The 18,742-nt window shown below is 65.2% G+C and carries 20 protein-coding genes; 10 read left to right on the top strand and 10 right to left on the bottom strand.

Annotation, left to right across the window (positions count from 1 at the left end; genetic code table 11):
- Nucleotides 1–72: 72 nt before the first annotated feature.
- Complete coding sequence (locus MTBLM5_RS12520; RefSeq protein WP_371814019.1) at nucleotides 73–972, top strand: LOG family protein; 900 nt, start codon at nucleotides 73–75, stop codon at nucleotides 970–972.
- Between the two features lie 307 nt (nucleotides 973–1,279).
- Here the strand turns inward: MTBLM5_RS12520 and MTBLM5_RS12515 are convergent, their stop codons facing one another.
- From MTBLM5_RS12515 to MTBLM5_RS12505, 3 genes are read right to left on the bottom strand one after another with little or no spacing between them, the layout of a single operon-like run.
- Nucleotides 1,280–1,981, bottom strand: a complete 702-nt coding sequence (locus MTBLM5_RS12515; RefSeq protein WP_173976428.1) for an ATP-binding protein — start codon at nucleotides 1,979–1,981, stop codon at nucleotides 1,280–1,282.
- Nucleotides 1,982–1,985: 4 nt separating this feature from the next.
- Nucleotides 1,986–2,285 carry a lipid asymmetry maintenance protein MlaB gene (locus MTBLM5_RS12510; RefSeq protein WP_173976427.1) on the bottom strand — a complete coding sequence of 100 codons (300 nt, stop codon included), beginning with the start codon at nucleotides 2,283–2,285 and terminating at the stop codon, nucleotides 1,986–1,988.
- A gap of 34 nt (nucleotides 2,286–2,319) precedes the next feature.
- Nucleotides 2,320–4,377 (bottom strand): methyl-accepting chemotaxis protein, encoded by a 2,058-nt coding sequence (locus tag MTBLM5_RS12505; protein ID WP_254431030.1) that lies wholly within the window; start codon nucleotides 4,375–4,377, stop codon nucleotides 2,320–2,322.
- Nucleotides 4,378–4,623: 246 nt separating this feature from the next.
- Between MTBLM5_RS12505 and MTBLM5_RS12500 the strand changes: the two genes are divergently transcribed.
- The 5 genes from MTBLM5_RS12500 to MTBLM5_RS12480 all read left to right on the top strand — a co-directional run bounded on the left by MTBLM5_RS12500 (nucleotide 4,624) and on the right by MTBLM5_RS12480 (nucleotide 9,508).
- Entirely contained in the window at nucleotides 4,624–5,250 is a 627-nt protein-coding gene (locus MTBLM5_RS12500) for a hypothetical protein (RefSeq protein WP_173976426.1), read from the top strand.
- Between the two features lie 96 nt (nucleotides 5,251–5,346).
- Nucleotides 5,347–6,867 carry a polyphosphate:AMP phosphotransferase gene (pap, locus tag MTBLM5_RS12495; protein WP_173976425.1) on the top strand — a complete coding sequence of 507 codons (1,521 nt, stop codon included), beginning with the start codon at nucleotides 5,347–5,349 and terminating at the stop codon, nucleotides 6,865–6,867.
- A 124-nt stretch (nucleotides 6,868–6,991) separates the two neighbouring features.
- Nucleotides 6,992–8,662 (top strand): methyl-accepting chemotaxis protein, encoded by a 1,671-nt coding sequence (locus MTBLM5_RS12490; protein WP_173976424.1) that lies wholly within the window; start codon nucleotides 6,992–6,994, stop codon nucleotides 8,660–8,662.
- Between the two features lie 57 nt (nucleotides 8,663–8,719).
- A complete protein-coding gene (locus MTBLM5_RS12485; RefSeq protein WP_173976423.1) occupies nucleotides 8,720–9,232 on the top strand; it encodes a TIGR00645 family protein in 513 nt (170 codons plus the stop codon).
- A 3-nt stretch (nucleotides 9,233–9,235) separates the two neighbouring features.
- Nucleotides 9,236–9,508 carry a hypothetical protein gene (locus MTBLM5_RS12480; protein WP_173976422.1) on the top strand — a complete coding sequence of 91 codons (273 nt, stop codon included), beginning with the start codon at nucleotides 9,236–9,238 and terminating at the stop codon, nucleotides 9,506–9,508.
- Here the strand turns inward: MTBLM5_RS12480 and queG are convergent.
- The 6 genes from queG to MTBLM5_RS12450 form a co-directional block, all read right to left on the bottom strand.
- On the bottom strand, nucleotides 9,449–10,426 hold the full coding sequence (queG, locus tag MTBLM5_RS12475; RefSeq protein WP_173976421.1) for a tRNA epoxyqueuosine(34) reductase QueG: 978 nt from the start codon (nucleotides 10,424–10,426) through the stop codon (nucleotides 9,449–9,451). The two genes, MTBLM5_RS12480 and queG, sit on opposite strands and share 60 nt — an antisense overlap.
- The gene (locus MTBLM5_RS12470) at nucleotides 10,423–10,734 is read right to left on the bottom strand and encodes a BrnA antitoxin family protein (RefSeq protein WP_173976420.1); all 312 of its coding nucleotides are present in this window, start codon (nucleotides 10,732–10,734) and stop codon (nucleotides 10,423–10,425) included. Before MTBLM5_RS12470 ends, queG begins: the two co-directional genes overlap by 4 nt.
- Nucleotides 10,661–10,975, bottom strand: coding sequence for a BrnT family toxin (locus MTBLM5_RS12465; RefSeq protein WP_173976419.1), 315 nt, complete (start codon nucleotides 10,973–10,975; stop codon nucleotides 10,661–10,663). Before MTBLM5_RS12465 ends, MTBLM5_RS12470 begins: the two co-directional genes overlap by 74 nt.
- Before the next feature lie 61 nt (nucleotides 10,976–11,036).
- A complete protein-coding gene (gene queF / locus MTBLM5_RS12460) occupies nucleotides 11,037–11,498 on the bottom strand; it encodes a preQ(1) synthase (protein ID WP_173976418.1) in 462 nt (153 codons plus the stop codon).
- A 134-nt stretch (nucleotides 11,499–11,632) separates the two neighbouring features.
- Entirely contained in the window at nucleotides 11,633–13,096 is a 1,464-nt protein-coding gene (gene rfaE1, locus MTBLM5_RS12455; protein ID WP_173976417.1) for a D-glycero-beta-D-manno-heptose-7-phosphate kinase, read from the bottom strand.
- Nucleotides 13,097–13,163: 67 nt separating this feature from the next.
- Nucleotides 13,164–13,913 (bottom strand): metallophosphoesterase family protein, encoded by a 750-nt coding sequence (locus tag MTBLM5_RS12450; RefSeq protein ID WP_173976416.1) that lies wholly within the window; start codon nucleotides 13,911–13,913, stop codon nucleotides 13,164–13,166.
- A 120-nt stretch (nucleotides 13,914–14,033) separates the two neighbouring features.
- Here MTBLM5_RS12450 and MTBLM5_RS12445 point away from each other — a divergent pair, with 120 nt between their 5' ends.
- Together MTBLM5_RS12445 and MTBLM5_RS12440 are read left to right on the top strand one after the other, a co-directional pair.
- Nucleotides 14,034–15,365 (top strand): hypothetical protein, encoded by a 1,332-nt coding sequence (locus MTBLM5_RS12445; RefSeq protein ID WP_173976415.1) that lies wholly within the window; start codon nucleotides 14,034–14,036, stop codon nucleotides 15,363–15,365.
- Between the two features lie 9 nt (nucleotides 15,366–15,374).
- Nucleotides 15,375–16,628, top strand: coding sequence for a hypothetical protein (locus MTBLM5_RS12440; protein WP_173976414.1), 1,254 nt, complete (start codon nucleotides 15,375–15,377; stop codon nucleotides 16,626–16,628).
- 89 nt (nucleotides 16,629–16,717) lie between these two features.
- Here the strand turns inward: MTBLM5_RS12440 and MTBLM5_RS12435 are convergent, their stop codons facing one another.
- Nucleotides 16,718–17,092 carry a hypothetical protein gene (locus MTBLM5_RS12435; RefSeq protein WP_173976413.1) on the bottom strand — a complete coding sequence of 125 codons (375 nt, stop codon included), beginning with the start codon at nucleotides 17,090–17,092 and terminating at the stop codon, nucleotides 16,718–16,720.
- Nucleotides 17,093–17,190: 98 nt separating this feature from the next.
- Here MTBLM5_RS12435 and MTBLM5_RS12430 point away from each other — a divergent pair, with 98 nt between their 5' ends.
- Together MTBLM5_RS12430 and MTBLM5_RS12425 are read left to right on the top strand one after the other, a co-directional pair.
- Nucleotides 17,191–17,943 carry an ABC transporter ATP-binding protein gene (locus tag MTBLM5_RS12430; RefSeq protein WP_173976514.1) on the top strand — a complete coding sequence of 251 codons (753 nt, stop codon included), beginning with the start codon at nucleotides 17,191–17,193 and terminating at the stop codon, nucleotides 17,941–17,943.
- Entirely contained in the window at nucleotides 17,940–18,740 is an 801-nt protein-coding gene (locus MTBLM5_RS12425; protein ID WP_173976412.1) for an ABC transporter permease, read from the top strand. The genes MTBLM5_RS12430 and MTBLM5_RS12425 overlap by 4 nt, the downstream gene beginning before the upstream one ends.
- The last annotated feature ends 2 nt before the right edge of the window (nucleotides 18,741–18,742 follow it).

Here is an 18,742-nt window from a genome sequence, read left to right as displayed (position 1 = left end):
ATAGCACGGCTCTTTACCCGCCGCTAACGAAGACCCACAACAATAGGACAGAGCAAGCGTCGAACCGAGAGCATGATGACCGAAAGCGCCGAAGCAGGTCCCTTCCCAACCGCGCGTGACGAAGCCGACACCTTCGCGCCCGAACCGCAAGTGCAAACCCCGCAGACCGAATCGCCGGCCTATCGGCTGGCTTTCGCCGACGACGACTTCCTGTTGCGGCCCGATCTGCGCGCGGTCAGGCTGCAGCTTGAATTGTTGAAGCCGGAACTGCTGCAGCAGGAAATGGGCATCCGCTCGACGGTGGCGATGTTCGGTTCGGCCCGCATCCCCGATCCCGAGACGGCGGCCCGCCACCTGGCCGAGGCCGAAGAGGCCGCACGCGACAAGCCGCGCGACAAGGACCTGGCCCGCAAGCTGACCATTGCCCGGCGCATGCTGGCCAACAGCCGTTATTACGAAGAAGCGCGGAGCCTGGCCCGCATCGTCACCAACACCTGTGTCGGCGAACATGTCTGCGATTTCGTGGTCAAGACCGGCGGTGGCCCCGGCATCATGGAGGCCGCCAACCGAGGCGCCTTCGAGGCCGGCGGCAAGTCGATCGGCCTCAACATCGTGCTGCCGATGGAACAGGCCCCCAATCAGTACATCACCCCGGAACTGTGTTTCCGCTTCCACTATTTCGCCATCCGCAAGATGCATTTCATGATCAGGGTGCGGGCGCTGGTCGCCTTTCCCGGCGGATTTGGCACGTTCGACGAGTTGTTCGAGGCGCTGACCCTGATCCAGACCGGCAAGATCGAACCGATCCCCGTCATCATGTTCGGTCGCGAATATTGGGAACGGGTGATCAATTTCGACGCCATGGCGATGGAAGGGATGATCGGTCCCGAGGACAAGGATCTGCTGAGCTTCGTCGAGACCGCCGAGGAGGCCTGGAACATCATCGCCGAGTTCTATCGCCTGCCGCACTGATCCGTCAGTTCGAAGGGGGTAGTTACGAACTATCCTAAGGTAGATACCCGATAGCACTGGCGAGCGTTCTCTTTTATCGTAACAGGCGTAGCGGGAGCGTTTCGAGAGACCGGTAAGCCGGTCCGGGGCAAGGGGGGCTTGGCCCGATCGGAACGGACTCTTACGGGTGGGGCCGCCCTTGGGCGGTCCCGCATCCCGCAAAAGACTTCCCCGGGGGGGGAGGGGGGACGGCGCCTCGGTCTCGCACATATGCGACGGACCGGGCGCCGGGGTTCCCCGCCGCAAAGCCCAATCCCAGCAGCTTGATCTATCTCGGCAGCGCGAAGGCCATGACGGTTCTGCGGCCGCCCCGGCGGATCGCCAGGTCCTGGCAGCAGGCGCGAATCATCGCCAGGCCATTGCCGCCGCCGGCCGACAAGATGATGTCGCGGGGCGCGACCGGGGTGAAACCACGTCCGCAATCATCGACCCAGATCACCATCCGGTCGCCGCAGGTTTTGGCTCCGACCGTCACCGGGCGGAACGCGTAGGCCGGCTCGGCGGTTCGGCGCTCCATCTCGGCGGCGAATTCGACCAGCCCCTCCAGGTTCCCGCGCTGGGCGGTCTTCAGGTCCAGGTTGCCGTGCAGGACGGCGTTGCCGATGGCTTCCTGCAGGGCCATGGCGATCTTGCCCTCGATCGGGGCCAGGCGGGGCTGACGGCAGATCAGCGCCTTGGTGAAGGCGTTGGCGCCGTCGATCTTCAAGGCGGTACGGGTGGCAAGCCGCCACACCAGCACGTCTGGGCGCAGGGGCAGGGCGTGCCGCGCCGACAGGCAGGCGACGTCCAGCGCCGCCGATATCGGGTTTGTCAGAAGTGCGTCGAAGTCGGCGTTGTCGCCGTCGAACAAGGCGATCCTAAGGGCGCCGCGCCGGCCCGAGGTCAGCCTGGACAAGGATTGCCGCGCCACCTCGCACATGGCGGCGGGAACGCCGCAGGCGATCAGTTCGATGGCGGGCGGCGAGGCCATGACGTCACGCGAACGGGAACAGATCCTTGAAGCCGGCGCGGCTCAGGACCTCGTGCACGGGACCGGCGGCCCCTTTCAGGGTGACGGTCACATTGGCGGCGCGGGACTGGTCATAAACATGGATGAACAGGCTCATGCCGGTGGAATCGATGAATTCCAGGCCGGACAGGTCGATGGTGCACGACTGGGTTTCTTGCATCACCTCGCGCAGGAACTGCGGAAAATGCGGCGCGTCGGCGAAGGTCAGGCGCCCGGTAATGCCGGCGGTGACGGCGCCGCCGTTGCGGTTGACGGTATATTTCATGGCTCGCTCTCGCTCTTTGCACGGTGGCTCGGCGTTACGCCGACCGGATGGTGGTCAGGAAGACGTTGACCTGGTCACGCAGCGACGTCGCCCGGTTCGACACCGACCGCGCGGTTTCCAGGACGTCGGATGCCGCCTTGCCGGTTTCGTCGGCCGCCTGGTTGACCCCCATGACGTTCGAGCTGACCTCGGCGGTGGCCTGGGCCACCTGCTGGGCGTTGGTGGCGATTTCCGCGGTGGCGGTGTCTTGCAGGTGAACCGATTCGGCGATGCCGGACGAGATCGTGCTCATTTCCTCGATGATCCCGGTGATCTCGCCGATGGCGCCGACGGCGCTGCGGGTCTCTTGCTGGACGGCACGGATCTGCGTAGCGATTTCCTCGGTGGCGCGCGCCGTCTGGTTGGCCAGGCTTTTGACTTCGTTGGCGACGACGGCGAAGCCCTTGCCGGCGTCGCCGGCCCGGGCCGCCTCGATGGTGGCGTTCAGGGCCAACAGGTTGGTCTGGCTGGCGATGGCGTTGATCAGCTCGATCACCTCGCCGATCTTGCTGACCGTCGTCGACAGCGCCTGGACCGAATGGTTGGTGGACAGCACGCGGGACTTGGCGGTGTCGGCGATGGTCACCGATTCACCCACGCGGCGCTTGATGTCCTCGACCGAGCCGGCCAATTGTTCGGCGGCGCCGGCGACGGTGCGCATGTTGACGGCGGTTTCCTCGACCGCGGCGGCGACCACGGTGGCCTGGTTCGAGGTCTCCTCGGCGGTGGCGCTCATCGCCTGGGCGGTGGCGTCCAGTTCGGTGGCCGACGATGACATGGTCTCCAGCACCTCGGCGACTTCCTGGTTGAAGCGTTCCAGGATGCCGTCGATGACGCGGGCGCGCCGATCCTTGACCTGCTGCTCGGCCTCTTGCTGCCTTTGCAGATCGTCGGCGCGGATCAGTCCCTGGCGGAACACCTCGACGGCGCGGGCCATGTCGCCGATCTCGTCCGAGCGGTCGCCGTCGCTTTCCACCGGGTCGCGACCGCCCTTGGACAGCAGGTTCATGGCGGTGATGACCTTGGCCAGCGGACGGGTGATGTCGGTGGCGATGAACCACGCAATGCCCAGACCCGCCACCATCAGGACCAAGGTGCTGATCACGGTGGCGTAAAGGCTGCGCTCGGCCCGATCATGGACCGCGCCGGCCAGTTCGGCCAGGTCGGCCGCGACCCGGTCCTCGACGCCCTTCATCAGGTCGATCTTCTTGGTGATGGTGTCGAACCACACCGGTCCCTCGATGCCGCCGGTGTCGCCGCTGAACGCGCTTTCCATGGCGACCAGGCGCATGCGATCGACCTCTTTCGAGATCGGATCGACCAGCACCTTGTCCAGCATCGCCTTTTGGTCGGCGGTGGCATAGGCGGCGAAATTGGCGAAGAAGGTTTCCTGGCGGGCGATCAATTGGGTGAAGCGACGCAGGATCACCCCTTCGAATTTCTTGGCGCCGAAGCCGGCCGAGCCGGTGGCGCGTTCCTGGCCGGCTCGTTCCTTGCCGTGCAACACCTGGGCATAGGCGATCGACGCCTTGGTCACCTCGGCGTCGGTGCTGATGGCGGCCATCCGCTCGATCAGGGCCAGCATGCGGGCGATCAGACCGGAATAATAGTCGGCCGCCTCGACGGCGGTGATCGACAGCCCGTCGACGGCGGCGCGCTTGTCGCGCAACTGTGCCAGGGCGGAATTCATGGCGGCGATGCCGTCGGCCAATTGCGCCCCGGCCGGGCCCGCCGCCACCTTCTTGATGGCGTCGTTCAAGCCGTCCGCGCGGGCGTCGGTGGCCTTGCGCACCTCGGGCAGGCGGTCGCGGAACTTCTCGCCCTTGCTGCCGATGAAGCCGGCCGAGGTGCCGCGTTCCTTTTGCAGTTCATGCACCACCGCGCCGATGACCGGGCCGATGTCCGCCACTTCCTCGAGCTGGTTCATCCGCGACGCGAAGGCTGCCTTTTCGACAACCGCCGCGCCGGCATACCACAGCATCCCGAGAATCGGGACCAGCATGGCCAGACCAATCCTGGGGCCGATACGGAGTTTGTGCAGCAGGCTCAACATTGTCGGCTCCATAAAACTCGACGGGGGCGGGAATGGTACAATGCCTAAAGCCCAAGATAGCGGCCAAAAGGATCGCATCCTTGATCTTGATTAACCACCGATCGAATTCGGTGTCGATAAGGAATTCGGTTTCGATCCATGGTTCCAAAGAGGTAGGCGAAGGATCAAGGGAATACAGCAATATCCGCAATTACCGAGGCGCCGGGTTCGGTGTACATTAAGGCCATCTAATCAATGGAGGCTGTAATGGATCGTTTCACCGTTTCAGAAGCCCGGCTGCTGTTTTTCCATCGCGTGCTGATCGAGCAAGCGATCGCGACGCCCGGCTTGATCGAACGGGCGCTGGCGCGGTTGCGGCCTGCCGGAGACGAGGCGTGGCGGGATCTGTTGGACGGCCCCTTCGAGCGCCTGGCCGAAGCGGTGCTTGAGGCCAGCCCGCAAGGTGGGCTTCTGCGGGCGCAATCGCCGTTGATGGCGGCGCTGTCCGACCAGGAACGAAACGCTTTGTGGCAGCGGGTCGGATTGCAGCAGGTGGTGGCCTACGCTCAGGCCGCTTGCGCCGACCTTGGCTTGAGTCCCGAGGAAGAACTGGCGGTGATGGGCGAGGAGGCCTCGCGCTGGCATCAGGCGCCGCCGCAGGCCTTGACCGCCCAGCAGCTCGAACCGCTCAAGCAGATCATCGCCATCCAGCGTGCCCTGGCGACCCTGGAGCCGGACCATCAGCGCCGCCGCGACTGGCTGCGCCAGCCGCATCCGGCCTTCTCGGTGGCCCCCATCGACATCCTGGTCAATGGCGGTGGCGAATTCTTGCAGCACGGACTGGCCGAAATGGTTCGCCCGCACCTGTCGGCCGGGGACGTTCCGGCGCATTAAGCGGAGCGTGATTCGGTTGAATCACGCCTTGTCGGTGAGGTGAAACAGGCATAGCCTTTCTGTACCTAAGGTGTGCGGGGCAAAGGGGGGGATCCTATGTTCGAGGCAGCGGAACTCGGTCGCAAGATCAGCCGGGAGGAATTCGACGCCATGGCTCCGGTCCTCAGGACCGAGCTTTTGGACCTGCAGCAACGCCTGCGCGAGGCCGACTTTCCCGTCATCATCGTGTTCGGCGGCGTCGATGGCGCCGGCAAGAACGAAACGGCCAACCTCTTGAACGAATGGATGGATCCGCGCTGGATCGTCACCCGCGCCTATGGCCGTCCGTCGGACGAGGAGGCCGATCGTCCCGAATATTGGCGGTACTGGCGTGACCTGCCGCCCAAGGGCAAGATCGGCATGTTCCTGTCGTCGTGGTATCACCGGCCGCTGCTGGACCGCGTGCACGGGGTGATCTCGATCCCCGAGATGGACGAATTGCTGGAACGGATCGTCCATTTCGAGAAGGCGCTGGCCGACGAGGGCGCCTTGATCATCAAGTTCTGGATGCATCTGTCGGAAAAGGCGCAGAAGAAGCGCCTGAAGAAGCTGGAGGACGATCCGCTGACCGCCTGGCAGGTCACCGACGTCGATTGGCAGCATTTCAAGATGTACGACAAGTTCGTCGGCACGGCCGAGCGTCTGATCCGCCACACCTCGAAGGGCCACGCCCAGTGGCACCTGGTCGAAGGCGCCGATCCGCGCTATCGCTCGGCGGTGGTGCTCAATACCATCAAGGACGCCATTCTCAAGCATTTCGACGAACGCGAGGCGGTCAAGAAGGTCGCCGCCGAGCTGAAAAAGCCCGCCAAGTCGAAAAAGATCGAAAAGCCCAAGGCGCTGGCCTGCCAGCCGTCGATCCTGTCGTCGCTGGACATGACCCAGTCCGTCGAGGGCGAGGAATACAACCGCCAGATCCAGGAGCAGCGCGGCCGACTGTCGCAATTGTACCGCAAGGCCAAGGAGCGGGGCGTCTCGACGGTTCTGGTGTTCGAAGGCTGGGACGCCGCCGGCAAGGGCGGCACCATTCGCCGCATGACCAACGCGTTGAACGCGCGTGACTATCAGGTCATTCCCATCGCCGCCCCCACCGAGGAAGAGCGCGCCCAGCATTACCTGTGGCGCTTCTGGCGCCACCTGTCGCGGGCAGGCCGCGTCACCATCTTCGATCGCTCGTGGTACGGCCGCGTCCTGGTCGAGCGGGTCGAGGGCTTCTGTACCGAGGAGGCGTGGCGGCGCGCCTATGGCGAGATCAACGATTTCGAGGAGCAGATCGTCGAAGCCGGCCATGTCCTGTGCAAATTCTGGCTGCACATTACGGCGGAAGAGCAGTTGGCCCGCTTCAACCAGCGCAGCGAGATCGAATACAAGAAATGGAAGCTGACCGACGAGGACTGGCGCAACCGCGAGAAGTGGGACGTCTATGAAGCGGCGGTCAACGACATGGTCGAAAAGACCTCGACCGGATTGGCGCCGTGGACCCTGGTCGAGGCCAATTCCAAGTCCTTCGCCCGCGTCAAGGTCCTGCGTACCGTGTGCGACAGCCTTGAAGCCGCCTTGAGGAAGAAAAGAGGCTGACTACCTAAAAGTATAGGCCACTTGGAAAGTCTCTAAACGAAGGTTGACATCGTACCGCAACATTCGAATACTCCCCCGGTTAGCAACTGATAGTTACGCACAGCTAGCCGTGGGGGGTTGAAGGATGCGTATAGGTGTTCGGCTGGGACTGATCGTCGTCACTGCGCTGATGGGCCTGCTGGCCGTTTCGGTGGTCAGTCTTTTGCGAACCCGGGCCGATCTGATGGCCGACCGCGAGGTCAAGACCCGCCATATCGTCGAGGTCGGACAATCCCTTCTGAACCATTTCCAGGCCGAGGAGGCCGCCGGACGGCTGAGCCGCGAGGAGGCGCAGGCGCGCGCCCTGGCCGCCATCGGCGCCGCTCGCTACGAGACCACCGAATATCTGTGGATTCACCGCCGCGACGGCTCGGTGATGTTGTCGCATCCCAATGCCAAGCTGATCGGCAATTCGGTCGATTCGATGCAGGACCCCTCGGGGCGCTATCTGTTCCGCGAGATGAACGACACCGTCGACAAGGCCCGGGCCGGCTTCGTCAATTACATGTGGCCCAAGCCCGGCCAGTCCCAGCCGATCGCCAAGCTGTCCTATGTCGCCGGTTTCGCCCCGTGGGGCTGGGTGATCGGCTCGGGGATCTATATCGACGACGTCGACGCCGCCTTCCGCGCCAGCGCGCTGGTCTTCGCCCTGTGGGGTGTCGGCATCATCCTGGCGGTCAGCCTGATCGCCTGGTGGATCGGGCGCACCATCACCGTTCCGCTGGGCAACATCACCGTGGCCATCGGCCGGCTGACCAACGATGAACACGGATTCGAGATCAAGCACACCGAGCGGCCCGACGAAGTGGGCGAACTGGCCCGCGGGCTGGTGGTGTTCCGCAATCATCTGGAGGCGGCGGAAGCCGCCAACGCCGAACGCATGGCCGCGCAAGAGGCGCAGTTGGCCCGTCAGCGCCGGATCGAGGAACTGGCCACCACCTTCGACAGTTCGGTGGCCACGGTGATCAAGTCGGTGTCAGCGGCGGCCACCCAGATGCAGGCGGCCAGCCAATCGATGTCGGCCATCGCCGAACAGACCAGCCGCCAATCCTCGGCGGTGGCGGAAGCGGCCGGCAACGCCGCCATGAACGTTCAGACGGTGGCCGCCGCCACCGAGGAATTGTCGGCCTCGGAAGGTGAAATCGTCCGCCAGGTCGAGACCTCGACCGCGATCGCCGACGCCGCCGCCGACCAGGCCAAGCGCTCGGGCCGCATCGTCGCCGGTCTGACCGATGCCGCCGGCCGGATCGGCGAGGTGGTCAGCCTGATCAACAACATCGCCAGCCAGACCAATCTGTTGGCCCTGAACGCCACCATCGAGGCCGCGCGCGCCGGCGAGGCCGGCAAGGGCTTCGCCGTGGTCGCCAACGAGGTGAAAAGCCTGGCCAACCAGACCGCCAAGGCCACCGACGAAATCTCGGCGCAAATCGCCGCGCTGCAGGCCTCGGCCCGCGAGGCGGCCGACGCCATCGGCTCGATTTCCGGCACCATCGACGCCATCAACCGCGCCTCCGCCGAGGTGGCCGCCGCCGTCGAGCAGCAGACCGCCGCGACCAACGAAATCGCCCGCTCGATCGAAGAGGCGGCGGCCGGCACCCAGCAGGTGTCGTCGAACATCGTCGAGGTCAGCCAGGCCGCCGAGACCGCGGGTTCCACCGCCAACGAGGTGCTGACGGCGGCCGGGGAATTGTCGAGCCAGGCCGAACTGCTGCGCTTCGAGGTCGAAGCCTTCCTGAACGACGTCAAGGCCGCCTGAGCGGTTGACATCCACGCCATGTCCGCTATGTCAGTCCCCGAATGAATGGGGACTGACATGGCCTTTCTTGAAAACGTGATCGAACGCTTCCTGTTCTGGGGTCGCTGGCTGCTGACCCCGCTTTATGTCGGCCTGACGCTGCTGCTGCTGGCGTTCGCCTTCAAGTTCTTTCAGGAACTGGTCCATCTGGTGCCGCGCCTGCCCGACTTGGCCGAGGCCGATTTGGTGCTGGTGGCCCTGGGCCTGATCGACCTGGCCCTGGTCGGCAATCTGGTGGTGATGGTGATCCTGGCCGGCTATGAAAGCTTCGTCTCGCGCATCGAGGCGGCGCGCGAGGGCGACCAATTGTCGTGGATGGGCAAGGTCGATGCCGGAACCTTGAAGATCAAGGTCGCCGCCTCGATCGTGGCCATTTCCTCGATCCATTTGCTGAAGGCCTTCGTCAACGCCGAAAAGATCGCCAACGACAAGCTGGTGATGCTGGTGGTCATCCACATGACCTTCGTGGTGTCGGCACTGCTGCTGGCGTATGTCGACAAGCTGGCCTTCGCCGCGCATCGGGAGCACTGAATCATGGATGGCGAAAGCATCAATTTCCTGGCCGCGCCGGCCGCCTTCCTGCTGGGCCTGATCTGCGGCCCGCTGGCCTTTCGCAAGGCCGGCTTCGGCTGGGCCAAGACATTGTTCGGAACCCTGACGCTGGCGGTGGCCGGCCTGGCGGTGGCCGGCATCGTGGTATCGATCCAGAAGAAGGCGGGAATTCCCGAATTGCCGCTGGCGTGGGTGTCAGTGGTCCTGGCGGTCGTCGCCGCCTGGCGCATCTCGAAGGCCCAGGCCCCCGACTGAGGCCTGATTGTCCAGCGCGATCCGCACATTGCGGGCCATCCGAATGACGCCGATGCGCTTGACCGGCGAGCCCGAAAACACCTCGCGGAACGACGCATCGTCCAACTGGGCCAGGTCGGCCAGGCGCGGCATGGTCAGTTCGATGCGCGGGCTGAAATCCGCCTCGCGCGTCGGCGGCGCGAACTTGTTCCACGGACAGGCCGCCATGCAATCGTCGCAGCCATAGACGCGGTTGCCCATCAAGGCCGCCAGTTCGGGCGCGATGTCGCCTTGATGCTCGATGGTCAGATAGGAAATGCAGCGCCGGGGCTCGATCCTGCCGCCTTCCAGCGCACCGGTCGGGCAGGCGGTCTCGCAGGCCCGGCACGATCCGCAATGGTCGGGCTCGGGCGGGTCGGGTTCCAGGTCCAGCGGGGTATAGATCTCGGCCAGGAACAGCCAGCTGCCGAAGCGGCGCGAGACGATGTTGGTGTGCCGGCCCTGCCAGCCGATGCCAGAGCGGGCGGCCAGCGGCTTTTCCATCACCGGGGCGGTATCGACGAACACCTTCAGGGGCTGGTGGTAACGCTCGGCCAGCCAGCGGCCCAGGGCCTTCAGGCGCTTCTTGATGGTGTCGTGATAGTCGCGCCCGCGGGCATAGACACTGATGGTGGCGCGATCGGCCGGCGCCAGGCCAGCGCCGCCGGCCGGGGCGTAATTGGTGCCCAGCACGATCACCGAGCGGACCTCGGGCCACAAGGCCTGCGGGCTGGCCCGCTGGTCCATCCGCTCGGCCATCCAGCCCATGGTGCCGTGACGGCCATCGGCGACGAACCGGTCCAGCGCGTCGCGCCAGGCGGGATCGGTGTGGGCCGAGGCGAAGCCCACGGCATCGAACCCCAGCTCCAGCGCCTTGGCGCGGATTTCGGATTTGTTCATCCGGCTTTGCGGTGGGCCTTCACATAGGCCTGCAGCACGGCGTTGATGCGCGACTGGTATCCGGTTCCCTGACCCTTGAACCAGTCAAGCACCTCGCGGTCCAGCCGGATCGAGATGGGAACCTTCGGCTCCGGCTGCACCAGCTGGGCATTGGCGAACCATTCGGCATCCAGGACGGGGGCCGCATCGGGATCGGCAGCGACGTCATGCTCGACTTCCTGATCCGAGCGTGCGTCAACCTTGCTCCAGTCCGTTCGTCCCTGACGAATGTCGGCCAAGGACCTGCGCGTGATATGCTTTCCGCTCATTCGTTCGTGCCTTTCGGGCCGAGATGACTCGGCACCTGCCGCTGCGCATGGTGTAAACCACCGCGATGACGTGACCGGCCGCCGTGCCGACAGCGATGTGCCGTTCTTCGTCTCCCATACTCCGTGCCGCCACAATTAGGGGCGACAGGAAAACCTCGATGGCATCCTCGAAGTCGATGCCGTGCTTGTCGATGTTGGATAGGCGCTTGCTCTCGTCCCATTCGAACTCGGTTAAGAACATATCTACGTAATCCCCCAGGAACTACGCCCCATACACACTGTATATACAATGACTGAATTCGTCAACCCCGCCCACGGTACGGCGCCACGCCCTGGTCGGGCAGCCACAGCCCGTCGGGCGGGGTGCCGGTCTGCCAGAACACATCGATGGGGATGCCGCCGCGCGGATACCAATAGCCGCCGATGCGCAGCCAATGGGGCCGGCAGGCTTCCACCAGCCGCTTGGCGATGCCGATTGTGCAGGCCTCGTGGAAGGCGCCGTGATTGCGAAACGAGGCCAGGAACAGCTTCAGCGACTTCGATTCGATCAGGCTGGCACCCGGGACATAATCGATGACCAGATGGGCGAAATCGGGCTGGCCGGTGATCGGGCACAGCGAGGTGAATTCCGGGGCGGCGAAGCGGACCAGATAGGTCGTGCCCGGATGGGGGTTGTCGACCACCTCGATCACCGCCTGGTCGGGATCGGCGGCGGCGGTGACCGATTGGCCTAATTGGGTCAGGTGCGAGGGAGAGGTGCTCATGCCGGCGAACCTTTTTGCCAAACGACACTATCGCCGGCATGCGGCCGCCATTGAGGCGGCGGCCAAGCGCCCGCATGGGCGCGCCCGGCGAGGGGCGACAAGGCCGGGCGCCGGAAGGCGGCCAGCCGAAACACTCAAACGCTCATCTTCTTGATGGTGTTGGTGGTGCTTTGGCCGTCCACCAGATTGGCCAGCACCACCCGGCCGCCCCAGCCGATGACGTCCTCGGCACCGACCACGGTGGCGACGGTGTAGTCGGCACCCTTGACCAGCACGTCGGGCTTCAAGGTGCGGATCAGGTCCAGCGGCGTTTCCTCGCCGAAGATCACCACCAGATCCACGGTAGCCAGCGAGCCCAGCACGGTGGCCCGGGCCGCTTCCGACTGGACCGGTCGGGTCGGCCCCTTCAGGCGCGCCACCGAGGCGTCGGAATTCAGGCCGACCACCAAGCGGTCGCAGGCGGCGCGGGCCTGGGCCAGCAGCGAGACATGGCCGGGATGCAACAGGTCGAAACAGCCGTTGGTGAAACCGACCTTGACGCCCTTGCGGCGCCAGCGATCGACCATCTCGGCCGCCGCGTCCCAGCCCAGCAGCTTGGATTCGCCAGCGGCCAGATCGTCGTGGTGCAGGGCGCTGGCAACCTCGTCGGCATAGGCGACGGCGGTGCCGACCTTGGCCACCACGATCCCGGCGGCGACGTTGGCCAGCTTGGCCCCTTCCAGCAGCGAGGCCCCCGAGGCGATGGCGGCGGCCAGGGTGGCGACCACGGTGTCGCCGGCGCCCGAGACGTCAAACACTTCCTGCGCCTGGGCCGGCAGGTGGTGCACGTCGCCGTCGGCGGTGACCAGGCTCATGCCGTCCTGGCTGCGGGTGGCCAGCACTGCTTCGACGGCGCAGGTTTCGATCAGCTTGCGGGCGGCGGCGACGATGGCCTGGTCGGTGTCCACCGCCATGCCGGTCGCTTCGTGCAGTTCCTTGCGGTTGGGGGTCAGCAAGGTGGCGCCCTTGTACTTGGTGTAATCGGTGCCCTTGGGATCGACGATCACCGGCTTGCCGGCGGCGCGGGCCATGGCGATCAGCTCGGCGGCGGCGGGGTCGGCCAGCACGCCCTTGCCGTAATCCGACAAGACCACGCAGGCCGCCTCGGCGATGCGGGCCTGGGCCCGGCTTTTCAGCTGGGCCCGGCTGGAGGCCGACAGCGGGGTGCGGGTTTCGCGGTCGGCGCGCAGCAATTGCTGGTTCGACGCGAAGAAGCGGGTCTTGATGGTGGTCTGGCGGCCGGTTTCGACCACCAGGCAGGGATCGACATCGGCATGGGCGCCCAGCTGGCGACCGACCTCGCGGCCGGCATCGTCGTCGCCGACCACCGCCAGGAAGGTCGGCCTGGCCCCCAGCGCCACCAGATTGCGCACCACGTTGCCGGCGCCGCCCAGCATGGCGTTCTCGCGCTCGATGCACAGGACCGGGATCGGCGCCTCGGGCGAGATGCGGTCGGCGTTGCCATAGATGAAGCGGTCCAGCATGGCGTCGCCGATGCACAGCACCGGGGTCCCGCGCATGGTGTCCAACCGCTCTACCAACGCCGAAAGTTCCGTCATGGCCGTCGCCCCAGTTTTTCCCTGTCGGTCAGCTAACCCAAGCACAGCCGGCTTGCAAGACAAATGGTCAGGTGGACAGGAAGTGCTGCGTGCTTCCGTCCAGGACCAGGGCGGTCAGAACGCCCGAGCGATAGGCCCCGGTGTCGATGCCGATTCGGTTCGCGCGCACTTCCGGCAGCGGCCGTTGCGAGTGGCCATGCACCACCACCCACGGATGGGGGGTGGGGTCGAACAGAAACTCGTCCCTGATCCACAGCATGTCGCCGGGATCCTGGTCTTCCAGGCGGATGCCCGGCCGGATGCCGGCATGGACGAACAGATAGTCGCCGATCATGTGCCACAAGGGCAGCCGCGACAGAAAGCGCAGATGGGTGCGCGGCAAGGCCCGGATGAAGGCCAATTGCAGCGCGGCCAGGTCGGTACGCTGCTCGTCGGTCAGCGGGCCGGCATAGGATTCCACCGTCGCCACCCCACCATTGGCGCACCACGCCCGGCCCGAGCCTTGGTCGGTGAAGAAACGGACCAGATAATCCTCGTGGTTGCCGCGCAGGCACACCCAGTCGGCCTTGGCCAGCGGTCCAGTCGAGGGCGGGCCGGCGATCAGCCGATCGACCACCGCCTTGGAGTGCTGGCCGCGATCGACGAAATCGCCCAGAAACACCAAACTCAGCGCCTTGTGCGCATTGGCCTGGGCGTCCTCGGCGATGCGCGTCAGCAAAAGGTCGAGCAGGTCGGCGCGACCGTGCACGTCGCCAATCGCATAGACGCGACATCCCGAAGGAACAGAAGGAAAGCAGGAAGCGGGGTCCGAGCGCATTTCGCTCTAGGCTCACCATCGTGTGCGTTGTATTTTAAATGTCAGGGAAAAACATTGCCCGTTTCCGAGGGCCACGACAACAGCTACTCGGACATGGGCCGCCACCAGAATGGGGACGGAATGAACGCGACAGCGTTCGGAGGAAAACCGCAGGAAATCGTCACGTCGGAGAGCTTGCTCTTCGACGCCGCCGAGCGCGTCGGTCGAATCCGCGAAGGGCGCCAGGCGCTCCACCTGCATCTGTCGCAGCTTTTGCCGCAGAACCGCGAGGATGCGAAGATCCGCATCGCGTTCCGCATGTTCGAATCCATGGTCGATATGTTCCGCGGCCAAATGTTCCTGCTGACCAACAACGATATCGTGTTGATCTGCAAGGACGCCCGCCTGGCCGACCTGGACGCCATCGTCTATAAGCTGCGCGCCCTGTTCTCGAAGGACCCCTTGACCTATTCCGAGTCGGAAGACGGCGAAGATCGCTTCGTCACCTTCTACGACCTCGAGACCGAGTACGACACCTTCTTCTCGGTCTGCGCCGACCTGGTCAATCTGGCCAAGAAGCGGGTCGCCGACCAAAGGACGGCGCCGCCGGTCCAGCCGTTGGATTCGCGCAACCTCGCCCAGGTCCTCGAACGGATCGGCGCCACCGACATCGGTGGCGTGGTGCGCCGCCAGCCGTGCATCCGCTTCGTCGACAAGACCAAGGCGGAAGTGGCGTTCCAGGAATTCTACATGTCGATCGGCGACCTGCAGAAGGTGCTGGCCCCCGACGTCAACATCCTGGCCAATCGCTGGCTGTTCCAGCATCTGTCGCAGGTCCTGGACCTGCGCGTGCTGTCGGTGCTGCAAGATGCCGGCTTCAGGAAGACGCCGGCGGCCTTTTCGGTCAACCTCAACGTCTCGACCGTCGAGACGCCGGTGTTCCAGCAATTCGAGCGCGCCGTGCACGGCAAGGCCGGCATCTATGTTGAATTCCAGCTGATGGACATCTTCAACAACCTCGACCAGTTCTTCCGGGTGCGCGACCGCCTGCGCCGGGCCGGACACAAGACGGTGCTGGACGGCATGAGCCCGATCACCCTGCAATTCATGGACGCCGAGCTTTACGATGTCGATTTCGTCAAGGTGGCGTGGTCGGGCGACATGGCCGACGACGTGGTGACCTCGGATATCCAGCGTTCGCTGGGGCCGGTCGGCATGGATCACGTCATCTTGTCGCGCTGCGACACCGAGGCGTCGATCGAATGGGGCCTGCAGCAGGGCATCCGCCATTTCCAGGGTCGCTTCCTCGACACCATGGTCGCGGCCATCACCATGGCCCAGTGCGACAAGGCCAGCGCCTGCACGCTTCAGCAATGCAACAGCCGCCATGCGGTGATTTCCGGCCGGCCCAGGGTCGAGTGCGGGAACAACGACATGCTGGACCTGTTCCCTGCCCTCAAGATTTCGAAATAGGGGGGCGGCATGTTGGGATCACCTCCGACGGGCTACACCCGCCCCGCCAGCCAGGAAAGCCTGCTGCTCGACTATCTGAACCGGCTAGAGCGCCACCGTTCGGACCGCCGCGCCGTCCATCTGATGCTGTCCAGGCTGCAGACTCATAATCGTCGCGAGCAGCATATGCGCATGGCCACCAGCACCTTCGACGGTCTGGTCAAGATGCTGCAGGCCCAGGTCTTCACCATCGCCGGCGGCGATTTGATGGTGGTCTACAAGTCGCAGGCCCAGGACGAGATCGAGGCGGCCATCGTCAAGCTGCGCTTCCTGTTCTCGGACGATCCGCTGATCATCGACGACGATGACGGCGCGCGGGGCACGCTGTGCCTGTGGTACGACCTGGATCGCGAATACGACGCCCTGGTCACCTTCGCCCAGAAGGCGCTGGCCGACGAGCAGGCCAAGCGCAAGGCCGAGCAGGAACAAGCCAGCCGTGAGGCCCGCTTCGCGGAAAAGCCCAAGGGGGCGCCCTTCACCCCGGAATTGCTGGTCCGGGTCGAGGCCGCCCTGGGTCAGGCCGACCTGGCCAACCTGATCCGCCGCCAGGCGGTGTGCGCGGTGGTGGGCAACGCGCCGCCCCAGCCGGTGTTCCACGAATTGTTCATCTCGATCGCCGACCTGCGGCAGACCTTGATGCCCAACGTCAACATGAATTCCAGCCCGTGGCTGTTCCAGCAATTGACCGAGACGCTGGACCGCCGTGTGTTGTCGATGCTGAACAAGCACGACGACCGCACGCTGGAAGGCGACATTTCCATCAACCTCAACGTTTCGACCATCCTGTCGCCCGAGTTCCTGGTGTTCGACGACAACATCAAGGCCGGCATGCGCGGGACCATCGTGCTGGAGCTGCAGAAGGTCGATATCATGGCCGACCTGGGCGCCTATCTGTTCGCCCGCGATTTCGCCCATGACCGCGGCTACCGCATCTGCGTCGATGGGCTGGCCTATTCGATGCTGCCGTTCGTCGATCGCGAACGGCTGGGGGCCGACCTGATCAAGCTGATCTGGGACCCCTCGTTGACCGAGGAACGGGACCAGAAGACGGCGGCGCTGCGTCGCATCGGCACCACCCGGATCATCCTGGCCCGCTGCGACACGCCGTCGGCCATCGAATACGGCCAATCGGTGGGAATCAGCCTGTTCCAGGGCCGCCACGTCGAGCAGACCCTGATGAACGAAATGCGCCGCAAGGGCGGCGCGCGCGGCGCACGGCGTTAGGCGCGAAGCGCGGAGGTTATGCGCGAAGCGCGGCCCGTGGCCGGGCCCGCTCAGGCGCCGCGCGGGCTTAGGCGCGAAGCGCGCCCCGATCACCCCCCGCAGGTGCCGCAGCACACGTCGCCTTCATAGGACAGGCGCACCACCAGGGCGCGGCCGCCTTCGCGCAGGGGCAGGAACTGCACCAAGGCGGTGGATATCCCATCGGGCAATGGCGCGCGTTCGCCGGTCATGCGCATCATCCGGGCACTTCCCAGCGTGAAACTGTCGGCACCGTCGCAGCGCGAGAAGGCGTCGGCCAGGAAGGTCTGGGCCTGCTCGGCGCCGGTCTCGGCCATCAAGATGGCATCGCCGCGAACCATCGCCACCACCTGGGTCCGGCCATCCTCGATGCGCAGGTTGACCTCGGACGCGTGGGCGGCGGCGGCGTTGTGGACCAGGTCCAGAAAGGCGGGCAGGGCGGTCATGATCGGGGCTCCGGCAATTGCTCGGTCCATCTGCGCCATCGGGCGGATGAATGGCGTTGAGCTTGATCAAGCCCGTCCGGCGGGCCAATATCCAGGGAATGGACGCGTTCGCCATCACCGTCGATCATTTGGTCAAATCCTTCGGGCCGGTCCGGGCCGTCGATGACGTGTCGTTCGCCGTCGCCACCGGCTCGACCACCGCCATGCTGGGGGGCAACGGTGCCGGCAAGACCACCACGCTGTCGATGCTGCTGGGCCTGCTGCTGCCGACCTCGGGCGCCATCCGGGTGCTGGGGGAAGACATGGTGCGCCACCGCTACCGGGTGCTGCCCAGGCTGAACTTCTCCAGCCCCTATGTGGACCTGCCCCATCGCCTGACCGTGCGCGAGAACCTGACGGTCTATGGTCATCTGTATGGCATCGCCAAGCTGGCGGGGCGTATCGCCGAGTTGACCGCCGATCTTGACCTGGGCGCGATCATCGATCGCCCGGTCGGCAAGCTGTCGGCCGGGCAAAAGGCCCGCGTCGCCCTGGCCAAGGCGATGTTGAACCGGCCCGAGCTGCTGCTGCTGGACGAACCGACCGCCTCGCTTGATCCCGACACCGCCGACTGGGTGCGAAGCTTCCTGACCGAGTATCAGCGGCAAAGCGGGGCGACCATCTTGCTGGCCTCGCACAACATGACCGAGGTCGAGCGCATGTGCGACGCGGTGCTGATGATGAAGCAGGGCCGCATCGTCGATCAGGGCAGCCCGGCGGCGCTGATCGAGCGGTTCGGCCGCTCGACCCTGGAAGAGGTGTTCCTGGACATCGCCCGCGACCGCAACAAACCGGCCGAGGCGGCGCAATGACCCATTTCTCGTTCCGGCGCGTCGGTGCCTTGCTGCTTCGCCACCTCTACATCATGCGCGGTTCGTGGCCCAGGCTGCTGGAAATGGCCTATTGGCCGGCGGTCAACATGGTGGTGTGGGGCTTCACCAGCCAGTTCTTCGCCGGCCATTCCGATTGGGTCGCCAAGGCCGGCGGCATCCTGATCGGCGCGGTCTTGCTGTGGGACGTGATGTTTCGCGGCAATCTGGGGGTGGCGCTGTCCTTCATGGAAGAAATGTGGTCGCGCAACCTGGGGCACCTTTCGGTCAGTCCGCTGCGCCCGATCGAACTGGTGGCCGGCCTGGTGGCCATGAGCCTGGTCCGCACCCTGATCGGCGTGTTGCCGGCGATGCTGCTGGCCATTCCGCTGTACCATTACTCGATCTTCGAGATGGGGCCGGCACTGATCACCTTTTGGGCCAACCTGATGGTTTCGGGCTGGGCCATCGGCCTGGCGGTGTCGGCGATGGTGCTGCGTTTCGGGCTGGGGGTGGAAAGCCTGGCCTGGGTGATGGTGTTCGCCGTCGCCCCGCTGGCCGGCATCTATTACCCGGTCGAGACCTTGCCGGCCTGGCTGCAGCCGGTCGCCTGGGCCTTGCCACCGGCCCACGTGTTCGACGGCATGCGCACCTTGATGCAAACCGGCCTGTTCGACTGGAGCCGCCTGCTGCAGGCGGTCGGGTTGAACCTGTTGTACGTGGCGGCGGCCGCCGCCTTGTTCCTGCGCACCCACCATGTCGCGCGTCAACGCGGCCTGCTCTTGAATGTGGGGGAATAGAT

Source organism: Magnetospirillum sp. LM-5 (assembly GCF_902729445.1).
Taxonomy (GTDB): Bacteria; Pseudomonadota; Alphaproteobacteria; order Rhodospirillales; family Magnetospirillaceae; genus Magnetospirillum.
This window is presented reverse-complemented; position numbering and strand designations above follow the sequence as displayed.